This window comes from Bordetella genomosp. 5 (assembly GCF_002261315.1).
Classification (GTDB): Bacteria; Pseudomonadota; Gammaproteobacteria; order Burkholderiales; family Burkholderiaceae_B; genus Bordetella.
In genome coordinates this window covers 16810-30930 of record NZ_NEVP01000009.1, presented here as the reverse complement: position 1 = coordinate 30930, position 14121 = coordinate 16810, and the positions used below count along the sequence as shown (strand labels likewise).

16 protein-coding genes are annotated in these 14121 nt (G+C 66.9%); 4 read left to right on the top strand and 12 right to left on the bottom strand.

Translation table 11 applies throughout. The features are described 5' to 3' along the window. Positions 1 to 15: 15 nt before the first annotated feature. The 6 genes from CAL25_RS14655 to CAL25_RS14630 all read right to left on the bottom strand — a co-directional run bounded on the left by CAL25_RS14655 (position 16) and on the right by CAL25_RS14630 (position 5750). Complete coding sequence (locus CAL25_RS14655; RefSeq protein ID WP_094801292.1) at positions 16 to 762, bottom strand: SDR family oxidoreductase; 747 nt, start codon at positions 760 to 762, stop codon at positions 16 to 18. Further along, positions 762 to 2171: a TRAP transporter large permease gene (locus CAL25_RS14650; protein ID WP_094801290.1), complete on the bottom strand. Its 1410-nt coding sequence runs from the start codon at positions 2169 to 2171 to the stop codon at positions 762 to 764. The genes CAL25_RS14655 and CAL25_RS14650 overlap by 1 nt, the downstream gene beginning before the upstream one ends. Positions 2172 to 2220: 49 nt before the next feature. After that, positions 2221 to 2877, bottom strand: coding sequence for a TRAP transporter small permease (locus CAL25_RS14645; protein WP_094801288.1), 657 nt, complete (start codon positions 2875 to 2877; stop codon positions 2221 to 2223). A gap of 57 nt (positions 2878 to 2934) precedes the next feature. Next, positions 2935 to 3906 carry a sialic acid TRAP transporter substrate-binding protein SiaP gene (locus CAL25_RS14640; RefSeq protein WP_094801286.1) on the bottom strand — a complete coding sequence of 324 codons (972 nt, stop codon included), beginning with the start codon at positions 3904 to 3906 and terminating at the stop codon, positions 2935 to 2937. A 78-nt stretch (positions 3907 to 3984) separates the two neighbouring features. Next, positions 3985 to 5016: an L-idonate 5-dehydrogenase gene (locus tag CAL25_RS14635; RefSeq protein ID WP_349290553.1), complete on the bottom strand. Its 1032-nt coding sequence runs from the start codon at positions 5014 to 5016 to the stop codon at positions 3985 to 3987. Further along, the gene (locus tag CAL25_RS14630; RefSeq protein ID WP_094801284.1) at positions 5013 to 5750 is read right to left on the bottom strand and encodes a FadR/GntR family transcriptional regulator; all 738 of its coding nucleotides are present in this window, start codon (positions 5748 to 5750) and stop codon (positions 5013 to 5015) included. The genes CAL25_RS14635 and CAL25_RS14630 overlap by 4 nt, the downstream gene beginning before the upstream one ends. Positions 5751 to 6115: 365 nt before the next feature. Here CAL25_RS14630 and CAL25_RS14625 point away from each other — a divergent pair, with 365 nt between their 5' ends. The 3 genes from CAL25_RS14625 (at position 6116) to pyrF (ending at position 8771) form a co-directional block, all read left to right on the top strand. Continuing rightward, complete coding sequence (locus CAL25_RS14625) at positions 6116 to 6514, top strand: diacylglycerol kinase (RefSeq protein WP_094801282.1); 399 nt, start codon at positions 6116 to 6118, stop codon at positions 6512 to 6514. A gap of 72 nt (positions 6515 to 6586) precedes the next feature. Then, entirely contained in the window at positions 6587 to 7903 is a 1317-nt protein-coding gene (locus CAL25_RS14620) for an NAD(P)/FAD-dependent oxidoreductase (protein WP_094801280.1), read from the top strand. A gap of 49 nt (positions 7904 to 7952) precedes the next feature. Next, positions 7953 to 8771: an orotidine-5'-phosphate decarboxylase gene (pyrF, locus tag CAL25_RS14615; protein WP_094801278.1), complete on the top strand. Its 819-nt coding sequence runs from the start codon at positions 7953 to 7955 to the stop codon at positions 8769 to 8771. Between the two features lie 13 nt (positions 8772 to 8784). Here pyrF and CAL25_RS14610 read toward each other — a convergent pair whose 3' ends face one another. The 6 genes from CAL25_RS14610 to ribBA form a co-directional block, all read right to left on the bottom strand. Beyond that, positions 8785 to 9351 carry a CinA family protein gene (locus CAL25_RS14610; RefSeq protein WP_094801276.1) on the bottom strand — a complete coding sequence of 189 codons (567 nt, stop codon included), beginning with the start codon at positions 9349 to 9351 and terminating at the stop codon, positions 8785 to 8787. After that, on the bottom strand, positions 9348 to 9851 hold the full coding sequence (locus CAL25_RS14605) for a phosphatidylglycerophosphatase A family protein (protein ID WP_094801274.1): 504 nt from the start codon (positions 9849 to 9851) through the stop codon (positions 9348 to 9350). Before CAL25_RS14605 ends, CAL25_RS14610 begins: the two co-directional genes overlap by 4 nt. 82 nt (positions 9852 to 9933) lie before the next feature. After that, complete coding sequence (gene thiL / locus CAL25_RS14600; RefSeq protein ID WP_094801272.1) at positions 9934 to 10926, bottom strand: thiamine-phosphate kinase; 993 nt, start codon at positions 10924 to 10926, stop codon at positions 9934 to 9936. Positions 10927 to 10969: 43 nt separating this feature from the next. After that, complete coding sequence (gene nusB, locus CAL25_RS14595) at positions 10970 to 11485, bottom strand: transcription antitermination factor NusB (RefSeq protein ID WP_094801270.1); 516 nt, start codon at positions 11483 to 11485, stop codon at positions 10970 to 10972. Continuing rightward, positions 11448 to 11981, bottom strand: a complete 534-nt coding sequence (ribH, locus tag CAL25_RS14590) for a 6,7-dimethyl-8-ribityllumazine synthase (RefSeq protein ID WP_094801268.1) — start codon at positions 11979 to 11981, stop codon at positions 11448 to 11450. The genes nusB and ribH overlap by 38 nt, the downstream gene beginning before the upstream one ends. Before the next feature lie 9 nt (positions 11982 to 11990). Next, entirely contained in the window at positions 11991 to 13172 is a 1182-nt protein-coding gene (ribBA, locus tag CAL25_RS14585; protein ID WP_094801266.1) for a bifunctional 3,4-dihydroxy-2-butanone-4-phosphate synthase/GTP cyclohydrolase II, read from the bottom strand. 137 nt (positions 13173 to 13309) lie between these two features. Between ribBA and CAL25_RS14580 the strand changes: the two genes are divergently transcribed. Further along, entirely contained in the window at positions 13310 to 14113 is an 804-nt protein-coding gene (locus CAL25_RS14580; protein ID WP_094801264.1) for an HAD-IIB family hydrolase, read from the top strand. Positions 14114 to 14121: the final 8 nt, after the last annotated feature.

Genomic DNA, 14121 nt, shown 5'->3' with positions numbered 1-14121 from the left:
GCTCCTTCTCGTGAGTCAGTTGGACCAGCCACCGTCGATCAGTTGCACGGTGCCGGTAGTGAACGCGGATTCGTCACTCGCAAGATACACGGCCAGCGCGGCGATTTCTTCGGTACGGCCGATGCGGCCCATGGGCTGGCGGGCGACGAACGCCGCCTCCACGGCCTCGATCGGCACCCCGCTCGCGGCCGACTGCTGAGCCATCCGCAACCGCAGCGACGGCGACTCGACCGTGCCGGGGCAGATCGCGTTGGCCCGGATCCCGCGCGCGACGAAGTCGGCCGCAACCGACTTGGTCAGCCCGATCACCGCGGCTTTGGTGGTGCCATACACGAAGCGGTTCGGCACACCCTTCACGCTCGATGCCGCCGAGGCCATATTGATGATCGAACCGCCGCCGCGCTCGAGCATGCCCGGCAGGCAGGCGCGGATGAGCCGATACATGGCACGCACATTCAGCTCGAACGAGAAATCCCAGGCGGCGTCGTCGCATTCGAGGATGGTGCCCGCGTGCACGTACCCCGCGCCGTTGAACAGAATGTCGAGCGGGCCCGCGGCGCGCGCCAGCGCTTCGACCGCGCCCGGATCGGTCACGTCGGCCACGCGCGTGTCGCACTCGCGCAGCCCGGCGAGCAGGTCGGGGTTGATATCGGCCGCCAGCACGCGCGCGCCCTCCCGCACAAAGGCCTCGGCGGTCGCGCGGCCGATCCCCTGGCCGGCCGCGGTCACGAGCGCCGTCTTTCCTTGCAGGCGTCCGGGCATCATTTCGCTCCCATACCCATGGTGGTGGGCAGCCACAGCGTGATCTGCGGGATGTAGGTGATGGCGATCAGCGCGATGAAGAGCGGCACCAGCCACGGCAGAATGGCCATCGTGGTGCGCTCCACCGACAGCCGCGCCACTCTCGCGAGCACGAACAGCACCATGCCCAATGGCGGGTGCAGCAGGCCGATCATCAGGTTGAGCGTCATGATGAGGCCGAAGTGAATCGGATCGATGCCGAGCTTCAGCACGATGGGCAGCAGGATCGGCACGAGAATCGTGATCGCGGCGATCGTGTCGATGAAGCAGCCCACGATCAGAATCAGCAGGTTCGCCATCAGCAGGAACACCCACTTGTTCTGCGTCACGCTCAGGATGGCGTCGGTGAGCGTCTGTGCCGCCTGCGTGGTGGTCAGCAGCCAGGCGAACACCGAGGCCGCCGTCACGATGAACAGCACCGATGCCGTGGTCTCGATGGTGTCGAACGATGCCTTGGCCAAGGTGCGCAGCGTCATGGAGCGATAGCGCACCAGACCGAGGAACAGCGCCCAGATCACGGCGGCCACGGCGGCCTCGGTGGGCGTGAACCAGCCCAGCGTCATCCCGCCGATCAGAATCACCGGCGCCATCAGAGCCATCACGGCCGAGAAGTTGAACGTCCAGTCGAGGATGAGCAGCGCCGCGAACGCGATGCCGGTGGCGATGTTGGGCGTCACGCCCATCTCCACCATCACCCAGATCGAGAACGGAAACGCCAGCACGATCAGCACTTCGAGCGCCGCGCCGCCCAGCCGCTTCCAGCTGAAGGCAACGTCGCCGCCCCAGTTGTTGCGCCGTGCGTAGTAGGCAACGGTGAACATCATCAGCACCGTGAGCACGGCGCCTGGAATCAAGCCGGCCAGAAACAGCGAGCCGATCGAGACGTTGGCCATCATGCCGTAGATCACGAACGGCAGCGACGGCGGGATGATGGGGCCCAGCGTGGCCGATGCGGCCGTCACGCCCACGGCGAATTCGGTTTCGTAGCCATGGTCTTTCATGGCCTTGATCTCGATGGTGCCCAGGCCCGCCGCATCCGCGATGGCAGTGCCCGACATCCCGGCAAACACCACCGAGCCGATGATGTTGACCTGACCCAGGCCGCCACGCATCCAGCCCACCAGCGCGACCGCGAAGTTGTAGATGCGGCCGGTGATGCCGGCGATGTTCATCAGATTGCCGGCCAGGATGAAGAACGGCACGGCGAGCAGCGGAAACGACTCGACGCCCGCGATCATGCGCTGCGCCACCACCACGTCGGGCACGCTGCCCGACACCAGCACGAACAGCAGGGCCGCGCCCGCCATCGAGACCGCCACGGGCAGCCCGAAGATCATCAACAGCAGAAAGGTACCGATCAGTATTGCCATGGTTCGCTCCGCAATGGCACCGAATGGGTGGGTGGCGTCGCGGCCGGGCTCAGTCGACCGCGTCGTAGGCCGAGGGGTTTTCGAGAATGGAATAGCCCTGACGCCAGTTCTGCACCGATACCTGCACCGAGCGCACGAACATCATCACGAAGCCGGCGAATGCCAGCCAGTACACATAGGCCTTGTTCCAGAACAGCGTGGTCATGGGCTCGTCGCCCACCAGCGAGATGTAGCGGTACACGAGCCAGATGGCATAGGCGAAGAACGCCGTGCGGATCACGTCGATCAGCGTGGACAACACGCGCCCGACCGGCTTGGGCAGGTAGCGATAGAGAAAGTCGACCTGGATGTGGCGGCAGGCCCGCACGCACATCGAGGCGCCGAGAAAGACCACGCCGATCAGGCAGTACACCGCCAGCTCTTCCGTCCATGCGTACGAGTCGTTCATCACGTAGCGCGAGAAGAACTGCAGGAAAACCAATCCGGCCATGGACCAGAACAGCGCGAGGCAGACCCAGTCTTCGAAGCGATAGCCGGACAGGTCGACGTGCTGCACGACCTCGTCGGCCTCTTCGAAACTCTGCACGATGTCCTGCACCGACGCGGTCGGGTGCGCCGCGCCCTGTGGCGTGGCGGTGGTGTCGGCCGCGGCCAGGCGCGCCGGCTCATGACCGGGCAGACCGGCCGTCTTGGCATTGGAGTACATGGGCTCCCCCTCGGGTGGCATGACGGCACGGCGCGGGGCGGACCCGCGCCGCCCCCCTTACTTGATGGCCTGGATGCGATCCCAGTCGGCTTTTTCGTAGCCGTACTGTTTGAACGGCACCTTATCCAGCACCGTCTTGCGGAAGTCCTCCACGTTGACCTCCGTCACCGTCAGCCCACGCTGCTTGAACACCGCCACCATCTTTTTCTCGCTCTCGGCCACCTCCTTGGAGGCTTTCTCGGCGGCCTGCTGCGCCACCTCGGTGAACACCTTCTTGTCCTCGTCCGACAGGCTCTTCCAGAGCTTGCCGGAGATCACCGTATTGAGGTGATCGACGATGTGCCCCGTCAGGATGATGTTCTTCTGCACCTCGTAGAACTTCTTGGCCTCGATCGTGGTGAGCGGGTTTTCCTGCGCCTCGACCGTGCCGTTCTGCAGGGCCAGATAGACCTCGGCGAAGGCAATCGGCGCCGTGTTCGCGCCGCACGCCCGCGGCATCGCCAGATAGGCGGCCACGTCCGGCACCCGCATCTTCAGGCCCTTCATCTCGGCACACGTCTTGAACGGCCGGTTGGAGGTCGATTGGCGCGTGCCGTAGTAGGTCGTCGCGACGATGTGGTTGCCGCTCTTTTCGTCGTAGCCGCGCGTGAGCTCTTTGTAGATATCGCTCTTGGTGTAGGCGAGCAGATGCTCGGGATCGCGGAAGATGTAGGGGTAGTAGGTCACGCCGATGCGCGGGAAGGTCTTGGCCGCGAAGCTCGACCCGGAAATGATCATGTCGACGGTACCGAGCGTCAGGCCCTGGTTGATGTCGTTTTCCTTGCCGAGCTGCGAGGCCGGATAGACATCGATCTGATAGCGTCCGTTCGTGCGCTTGCCGATCTCCTGCGCCGCCCATACCGACGCGGTATGAAAGGGCTCGGAGGTCTCGTACACGTGGGCCCACTTCAACTTGTTCTGCGCCAGCGCACTACCCGACAGGGCGAGCACGGCGATAGCGAACAGCACCTTGGCGTTGCCTTGTTTCATGTTGTCTCCTCTCCTGAGGTGTTGGTCGCCGGCGGCCTGCCCTTGTCGGGTCGTTATGCGCCGCCGGCCCCGCTGAGGTCATGATTCACATACGAGTTGCACCTTGGTACTACGGGTACGGTCGGCCGCCAGTTCGAACGCCTCGGCGGCGCGTTCCAGCGGCAGCTGCGCACTCATCAACGGCCGCACATCCACCTTGCGCGTGCGCAGGTAGCTGACGGCCCAATCGAATTCCACGCCCGCGCGAAAGGCACCCACGTAATCGAGCTCGCGCGCCATGATGTTGTTGGCCGGAAAATGCACGCCTTCGGCGGGCAGCGTGCCCACCTGCACGATGCGCCCGCCGCGCCGCGTGGCACTCAGGCAGGTAGCGAGCGCGGCCGGGCTGCCGGCGGCTTCGATGGCGACATCGGCCACGTCGGCGAGCGGCTCGCCGGTGTCGGCGCGCACGCAGGTGTCCGCGCCGACCTGCGCGGCCATCGTGAGCGCGCGGTCGGCGATGTCGCTCACGATGATGTGGGCGGCGCCCGCGAGCCGCGCTGCGATCACGCTCATGCAGCCGATCGTGCCGCCGCCGGTCACGAGCACGGTTTTGCCGAGCAGGTTGCCGGCGCGGTTCACGCCATGCAGACCGATCGACAGCGGCTCGGCACAGGCGATCTCGCCCAGCGAGATGTCTTCGTCCACCGCGGTGAGCTGACGTTCGCCCATGACGAAGCGCTCGCGGAACATGCCCTGCACGTGGGGATAGACGCTCGCACTCCCCAGAAAACGCATATTTCGGCAGAGGTTGTCGCGGCCGCCGCGGCAGTAATCGCACTGGCCACAGGGGTGGGAGGGATTGATGGCGACCTTCATCCCGGGTGCCACGCGGGTCACGGCCTCGCCGACCCGCAGCACGATCCCCGACGCCTCGTGCCCCGGAATCAGCGGTTCGCGAATCACGAATGCCCCGACCTTGCCGTGCAGGAAGTAATGCAGATCCGAACCGCAGATGCCGGCGGCGCCCAGGCGCAGCTCCACCTCGTGCGGCGCGAGCGGTGCGCCGGCGGAATCCGACTCCAGGCGCAGATCGCGCGCGCCATGAATGCGACAGGTCAGGCTCATCATGAAGACTCCGCGGCAGCGCGGCCTGAAACGGCCGGAACGCCATCGGGCGCGGCCCAATTGGCGGTAAGACGATCGTGCGAGCACGACAGGTGATGGCGCATCGCCTCGCGCGCGCCGGCCGCGTCGCCGCGTGCGATCGCATCGATCACGCGGCGATGCTCGGTGATTGCGGCGGCCCAGCTCGCGGGGTTTTCGAAGTAGTCGCCCAGCTTCATCGATATCGGGTTGTGCCGCTCATCGAACAGCTCGCCCACGACGCGCACCAACACCGAGTTGTGCGCCATCTCGGCCACCCGCACATGGAACAGCCGGTCGCCGCGTATCGGCACGTTGCCGCTGTCCGCCTCGTCCTGCATCAGCGCGACCGCGTCGCGCAGCCCCGCGACGGCGCCGGGCGCAATCAGCCGCGCGGCCTCGGCGGCCAGCTCACCCTCGACCATCTGACGCGCCCGGATGGTCTCGAGCGGGCTCTCGGCCACCAGGCTGTCGCCTGCGCGTTCGGTGGAGCGCTTCACATAGATGCCCGAGCCCATGCGCACCTCGACCCAGCCCTCGACCTCGAGCGCGATCAGCGCCTCGCGCACCGACGGCCGCGACACACCCAGCTTGAGCGCCAGATCCCGCTCGGGAGGCAGGCGCGCCCCCTCGCGAAACTCGCCCGCCTCGATCAGCAGGCGCAGCTGATCGGCGATCTGGCGGTACAGGCGACGAGGTTCGATGGTCTGGATAGGCATGGGGCGGGACTGGGGACGACGTGAAACGGACCGGGCGATGCAGGACTGCAAACGACGTGAGGCGCTACGGGCGGAAAGGGCGAAACGGGCGGTACGGGCGGTACAGGAGGTACGGGATGGCGAACGGCGTGCTGCGTGAGACGGCGCTGCAAGGGGCGGAGATACTGCCCCGATTTCGGTAAAGTGGCCTTACCAATTGACCGGAAGTTTGCGCTCGTCCGAATCTGCGTCATATTAGGGTTTATACTAATTCGATCGATCCGGGCTTCAGCCTTTCCACCCGCCCGCCCCCGCCCGCATTCCAATACGGGTGCCATGGTTATCTGGTAAAAAGCCGCCACCCCTGGCCAAAATTTTTCCTGCCCATGACGCACTCGCCGCATCCCTCGCCCTACAAAAGCACCGGTGGCCTGCGCCGCATCCTGAATGCGTTGCGCTACTCGCTGCAGGGCCTGAAGGCGGCGATCAAGTACGAGGCGGCGTTCCGGCAGGAGCTGGCGCTGGCCATCCTGCTGATTCCGGCGGCGTTCTTCCTGGGACGCACGACCGACGAGGTGTTCTTCCTGATCGCCTCGGTGATCCTGGTGCTGGTGGTGGAGCTGCTGAACTCGGCAATCGAGGCACTGGCCGACGCCTTGTCGGTCGAAACTCATCCCCTGCTGGGCCGCGCCAAGGATCTTGGCAGCGCCGCGGTGATGCTGATGCTCCTGTTCACCATTGCGGTGTGGGTGGGCGTCGCCATCAGCCGCTTCGTCATGAACTGAGGTCGGGAGCTCGAGCGCAATCACACTTGCGTAGGCTCCCCATCGTCGCGTGGCCCACTTATACTGATTTACATGATGCCCAACGCGACTTCAAATACCGACCGTATCGTCATTGTCGGCGGTGGCGCCGGCGGCCTCGAGCTGGCCGCCCAGCTTGGCCGCAAACACGGCCGTGACCGCGTCACGCTGGTCGATGCCCGCCCCTTCCACATCTGGAAGCCCTCCCTGCACGAAGCGGCCGCCGGCACGCTCGACATCCACCAGGAAGGTCTGTCCTACCTGATGCTGGCCCACCTGGCGCACTTCAGCTTCGCGCAGGGGCGCCTGCTGGGCGTCAACCGCGAACAGCGCAGCATCACGATCGACGCCGTGTCCGACGCGCACGGCCAGGAGGTGCTGCCGCGCCGTGATCTGGCCTATGGCACGCTGGTGCTGGCACTGGGCAGCACGTCCAATTTCTTCAACACCCCGGGTGCGGCAGAACACGCCGTGACGCTCGACACCACCGAAAACGCCGAGCAGTTCCGCCTCACCATGCTCAAGGCCATGGCGCTGGTCGATCAGGCCAAGGTGCGTGATCCCGCGGCCCGCCTCGATCTGGTGATCGTGGGTGGCGGCGCCACCGGTGTGGAGCTCGCCGTCGAGCTGACCGAAGCCAGCCACGTGGTGAGCGCCTACGGCCTGCCCAACTTCCGCGCCGAACGCGATCTCGCGATCACGCTGGTGGAAGGCGCGCCGCGCATCCTGTCGGCCTTGCCCGAAAAAATCTCCGCGGCGGCCACGGCGCGGCTGCTCGAGCTCGGCATCAAGGTCGAGACCGGCTGCCGCGTATCCGAGATCACCGCCGATTCGGTCAAGACGGCCGACGGCCGGGCGTTCCCGGCGTCGCTGTGCATGTGGGCGGCCGGCATCCAGGGCCCGGCCCTGCTGGCCACGCTCGACATGCCGCTGAATCGCGCAGGGCAGGTCATTGTTACCGATCGCCTCGAAACGCCCGATCCCCACATCCTGGCGCTGGGCGATTGCTGCGCGGCGCCGTGGGGTGCCGAGCGCACCGTGCCGGCCCGCGCGCAGGCCGCGCACCAGCAGGCCGACTACCTCGCCAAGAAGCTCACGGCGCGCCTGCGCAACCAGCCGGAACCCGACGAACCCTATGTCTACCGCGATCACGGCTCGCTGGTCTCGCTGGGCCAGGACGCCGGCGTCGGCAGCCTGATGGGCAAGCTGGCCGGACGGGGTCTCTTTGTAAGCGGTACACTGGCGCGCCTGATGTACATGAGCCTGCACCTGATGCACCACCGCGCGGTGCTGGGTGTTTCGCGCACGGCCTCCCTGGCCCTGGCACGCCTGCTGATGCGGCGTACCCGTCCGCGCGTCAAGCTGCACTGAGCCCGGCCGGGGTCCGCCCCGGCCCATCTGCCCCGTTGCCCCGATACCCATGAATTTCAAACAACGCCTCGACCACGCCTGGACCTCCCGCAACTCCCTGCTGCAGGTGGGCCTGGATCCTGATCCGCAGCGCTTTCCGCGCGAACTCGATGGCAAGCCCGATGCCATCTTCCAGTTCTGTCGCGACATCGTCGATGCCACCGCGCCTTACGCCAGCAGCTTCAAGCCGCAGATCGCGTACTTCGCGGCGCATCGCGCCGAAGCGCAGCTCGAGGCCTTGTGCGATCACATCCGCAGCCAGCATCCCGACCTGCCCATCGTGCTCGACGCCAAGCGCGGCGACATCGGCTCCACCGCCGAAAATTACGCCCGCGAGGCATTCGAACGCTATCAGGCGCACGCGGTCACGGTCAGCCCGTACATGGGGCTGGACTCGGTCGAGCCCTACCTGGCCTGGGGCGACCGCGGCGTGATCGTGCTGTGCCGCACCTCCAACCCCGGTGGCTCGGACCTGCAATTCCTCAAGATGGAAAGCGGCGAGCCACTCTATCTGCACGTGGCCGGCCTGGTGGCCGATCGCTGGAACGCGCAGGGCCAGTGCGGCCTCGTGGTGGGCGCCACCTTCCCGAACGAGCTCGCGGCGGTGCGCCAACGTATCGGCGACGACGTGCCGCTGCTGGTGCCCGGCATCGGCGCCCAGGGCGGTGATATCAACGCCACCGTGAATGCCGGGGCCAACCAGGCCCGCAGCGGCATGATGATCAACTCGTCGCGCGCAATCATCTACGCCAGCAATGGCGACGACTGGCGCGAAGCGGCCGCGCAGGCCGCTCAGGGCCTGCGCGACGCGATCAACGCGGTGCGCTGACCGGAATCGCGCTTCAGCGGCGGTCCGCCGGCGAACCCACCAGTTCGAGCAGGCCGCGCAGCGCGACTTCCACCGCCGCACGCCGCACCTGCGTGCGGTCGCCTTCGAACACATGCGTGACCGCTCGCGAAGAGATCCCGCCCGCGGCGCGCATCGCGAATCCAAAGCACACCATCCCCACGGGCTTGCCCGGCGTACCCCCGTCGGGACCGGCGATGCCGGTCGTCGCCACGGACACGTGGGCCGTGCCGCTCGCGAGCAGCACGCCGTTGGCCATCTCGAGCGCGATCGGTTCGCTCACGGCGCCAAAAAGGTCGAGGGTCTCGGCCGACACCTCGAGCTGTTCGATCTTGGCCTGGTTGCTGTAGGTGACGAAACCGCGGTCGAACCAGTTGCTCGAGCCCGCCACCGCCGTCACGGCGCCGGCCACGAGGCCACCGGTGCACGATTCGGCCGTCCCCATCATCCAATCGTTTTCCATCAAGGCCTGACCCAGCATTTCTGCCAGCCCGTTCAGGGTCGCCTCACTCACCGAAGCCGGTGCCAATCCGTCATGTGTTTTATTGTCGAGCACGGTCATGCAATCACTCCGGTACGTAACAGGATCGCCATCACCAGCAAGGTGTAGGCGGCGGCCAGCAGATCATCGAACATCACGCCGAACCCACCTTTCAGGCGCGCATCGAAATACTTGATCGGCGGGGGCTTGACGATGTCGAACAGCCGGAACAACCCGAAGGCCAGGGCCTGCGCGGTCCATGTCGCGGGGGTGAGCCACAACACCAGCCAGAACGCCACCATCTCGTCCCATACCATACCGACGTGATCGGACACGCCGAGTTCCCGGCCGACCCGCTCGCACGCCCAACAGCCATACGCGAAGGTGAGGACGAGCAGGACAGCCATCGCCGCGTCGGGCATGGCAGGGACCAGCACCCAGATCGCCCAAGCAAGCAGCGTGCCCCACGTACCGGAGGCCGGCCGCACCAGTCCGCTGCCCAGACCGAACGCGAGCAGCCGGTGTGGATCCGTGCGTACCCACAGCCAGGACGGATAGATGGCGCGCGCGCGTTCGCGCATGGACGGAGACTTCGGCTCGTTGGAGGCAGACATTGGCGGGGCAGGATGGCACGGCACACGCCGTGGCGCGATGGTAGCAGGCCTACCCGGCGCCGAAGTGATCGAAGCCGCCGGGCAACGCTTCCATCAGGCGGCCGTCGGCCTCGCGCACCTCGATGCCCGCCTCTGGCACGATGGCGCCGATCCGGCTCACCGGCACGCCGGCGCGCCTGGCGGCGTCGGCCACGGCGTCGCGGGCCGACGCGGGGGCCGTGAAGCAGAGTTCGTAGACATCGCCACCGCCCAGGATGGCGCGTCGGCGCACCGGTTCGGGCAGCGCCGCGATCGCGGCGGCGACAGGCAATGCGGCGTAGTCGATGCGAGCGCCCACGGCACTCGCCTTCAGAATATGGCCCAGGTCCTGCACGAGACCATCGGAGAGGTCGATGGCGGCATGGGCGATGCCGCCGAGCGCCTGGCCGAGCGCGACGCGAGGTTCGGGCCATTCGAGTGCCCGCCGGGTAGCGGCCAGCAGCGTGGCGTCCGGGGGTATCTGGCCGTCGAGAAGCCGGTAGGCGACGTCCGCCGCGCCGAGCTCGCCCGAGACCCAGATATCGTCGCCGGGACGTGCCGCGTCGCGCCGCAGCGCACGCGTCGGCGCGACCGCGCCGAACACCGTCACGCTGATGACCAGATCCTGCGGGCTGCGGGTCGTGTCGCCCCCGATCAGCGCGCAGCCATGGCGCGCCGCCAGCGCATGAAAGCCGTCGGCGAACGCGGCGAGCCACGCGGCATCGGCCGAGGGCAAGGCCAGGCCGAGCAGGCAGCCGATGGGCTGCGCGCCCATGGCGCCCAGATCCGACAGATTGACCGCCAGCGATTTGTGTCCGAGCGCCCGGGGATCGACGTCGGGATAGAAGTGGCGGCCCGATACGAGCAGATCCTTGCTCGTGGCCACCTGCATGCCTGCCGGCACCGGAAACAGCGCGCAGTCGTCACCGACGCCCAACATGCCATCGGGCGCGGGGCGGGTGAAATACTGGGCGATCAGGTCGAATTCGGATGGCACGGGGACTCCGGGGGGTGAGTCGGCCATGGCCGAAGGCAGCGCGGGCCGGCGCGAGCCGGCCCTCACTGAATCAGCGGCGCTGCTTGGCGGCGGCCTCGACCTCGGCCGGGCGCACGTCGGCGGCCAGCTTGTCGAGCACGCCGTTGACGAACTTGAAGCCGTCGGTGCCGCCGAACGATTTGGCCAGTTCGACCGCTTCGTTGATGGCGACCTTGTACGGCACTTCGACGTGATGCACCAGCTCGAAGCTGCCGATCAGCAGAATGCCGTGCTCGACCGGCGACAGCTCGGCCAGCGGGCGGTCGACGTAGGGCGTGAAACGCTCACGCAGGGTGGGCGCCTCGCGCAGCACGCCGTGCAGCAAGGTCTTGAACCACTGCGCATCGGCCTCGGAAAAATCCTCGGCGTCGCGCAGGTGCGCATCGATCTCGCCCGCGTCCTGGGTACCTTCGCCACCACGCAGCAGCCAGGCGTACACACCTTGCAGCGCAAACTCGCGCGCACGGCGGCGCGCGCTGCGCGCGTTGGCGCGTGCCTGGACGGCGCTATCAGCGCTGGTCGTCGTCGTCGTCTTCTTCGTCGTCAAAATCTTCGTCCTCGTCTTCGTCTTCGTCTTCCTCTTCGGGCTCCAGCGCGGCGCACAGGTTGGCCATTTCGACCGCGACCTGGGCGCAATCGCGGCCCTTGCCTTCGGCACGCGCCTGGGCCTGCTCGTCGGTGTCGACGGTCAGAACGCCATTGGCGACCGGGATGCCGGTCTCGAGGGAAATTCGGGAAATCGCCGTGGCCATCTCATTGCTGACCACTTCGAAATGATAGGTTTCGCCGCGGATGACCGCGCCCAGCGCGATCAGGGCGTCGAACTCGAACGACTCGGCCATGCGGGCCAGCGCCACGCCCAGCTCGAGTGCGCCCGGCACGGTGGCGACCATGACGTCGCGCTCGTCGACGCCCAGTTTGGCCAGTTCTTCGAGGCAGGCGGCCAGCTCGGCCTGACCAACCTCTTCATTGAAGCGCGCCCGCACGATGCCGATGTGCAGGCCTTCGCCGTTCAGGTCGGGAGTGAGGATATAGGGGTTCATGAGTCGGCCTTATTCGTTGTTGCGGGAAGCTTGCGCAGGGGCGCAATCGTAACCTGTAATCGTGAGGGCGAAGCCGGCCATGCTCGGCATCTTGCGCGGCCGCGCCAACAGGCGCATCTGACCCACGCCCAGATCGCGCAGGATCTGCGCGCCGATGCCATAGGTACGAAGACCGAAACGCTCGCCGTCGGGCTGGGCCGGGCGCTGCGCCGGGTCGGTCCAGTGGGCGATCTGACCGAACAGATGCTCGACCGAGGATTGGCAATTCATCAGCACCAGCACGCCAGCGGGCGACGCCGCGATGGTTTGCAGTGCCGTGCCGACCGTCCAGCTGTGGGAACTGGCGCCCGTGTCGAGCACGTCGAGCAACGACGCGGGCTCGTGCACGCGCACCAGAGTCTCGCGTTCGGCTTCGACATTACCATGCACCAGCGCCAGATGGGGTGCGCCCGTGGCGTCGTCGCGGTAGGCGATCGCCTCGAACTCGCCCCAAGGCGTTTGCATGAGACGCGTGCCGACGCGCTGCACGATCGACTCGTGCTCGCTGCGGTACTGGATCAGGTCGGCAATGGTGCCGATCTTGAGGTTGTGTTCGCGGGCGAACTCGACCAGGTCGGGCAGGCGCGCCATCGTGCCGTCGGGCTTGAGGATCTCGCAGATCACCGCGGCGGGCGTCAGGCCGGCCATCTCGGTCAGGTCGCAGCCCGCCTCGGTGTGCCCGGCACGCACCAGCACGCCACCGGGCACGGCACGCACCGGGAAAATATGACCCGGCTGGACCAGATCGGCGGGCTTGGCGTCGCGCGCCACCGCCACCTGGATGGTGCGGGCGCGGTCGGCGGCCGAAATGCCGGTCTCGACGCCTTCGGCGGCTTCGATCGACTGAGTGAAATTGGTGCCGTATCGCGTGCCGTTGCGGCTGGCCATCAGCGGCAGGTCGAGCTGGCGGCAGCGGTCTTCGGTGAGCGTGAGGCAGACCAGGCCACGGCCATGCGTGACCATGAAATTGATCGCCTCGGGCGTCACGAACTCGGCGGCCATGACCAGATCGCCCTCGTTTTCGCGGTCTTCTTCGTCGACCAGGATCACGATGCGGCCGGCGCGCAGCTCGGCGATGATCTCGGGCACCGGCACGATACCGAACGAATCCGGCGCGGCGACCGGGGCAACGGATGAAATCTGGGCAGACATGGACGGCAGGACCTGGTCTAGGCGGGAAAACACGGATTTTACCGCCTCGCGGCACCTCGCGCGCGGGCGCACTCGCCACGGTTACACTGCGCCCAGGAAACTTCCCAGAACGAAAACGCATAACCAAGGATCTCCCCATGCAAGCCCTGGCGGCCATGCCTGCCTCCGTCGCAGCCTCGGTACGTACCGTCCTGACGGACATCGATGACACCCTGACCACCGACGGCCGGCTTCCCGCCGCCGCCTATGCCGCCATGGAGCGCCTCGAGCTCGCCGGCATCCGTGTGATTCCGATCACCGGCCGCCCCGCCGGCTGGTGCGACCACTTCGTGCGCATGTGGCCGGTGCGCGCCGTCGTCGGCGAAAACGGCGCGTTCTATTTCGCCTACGACCGCAGCGCCCACCGCATGAAGACGCATTACTGGGCCGACGAGGCCACCCGCGCCGCGGACCGGCTGCGCCTGGACGAAATCCGCGACCGCGTGCTCCAGGAAGTGCCGGGCACCGCGCTCGCGAGCGACCAGGCCTATCGCGTGGCCGACCTTGCCATCGACTTCTGCGAAGACGTGCCCGCCCTGCCCGAAAAAGCCGTCAACAAGATCGTGCAGATCTTCCGCGACGCGGGCGCCGAAGCCAAGGTGAGCTCGATTCATGTGAACGGCTGGTTCGGCGACTACGACAAGCTGTCCATGACGCGCACGCTGTTCGAACGCGAGCTCGGCCAGACGGTCGAGCAGGCGCTCGACTCCACCCTCTTCATCGGCGACTCGCCCAACGACGAGCCCATGTTCCATTTCTTCCCGCTGTCCGTCGGCGTGGCCAACATTCAGTCGCAGCTGCATCGCATCAAGCATCGCCCCGCCTATGTGGCGAGCGAGCGCGGCGGTGAAGGCTTCGTCGAAATGGCCGAACGCCTGCTGGCCGCGCGCCGCAACCGCTGAATCCGCGC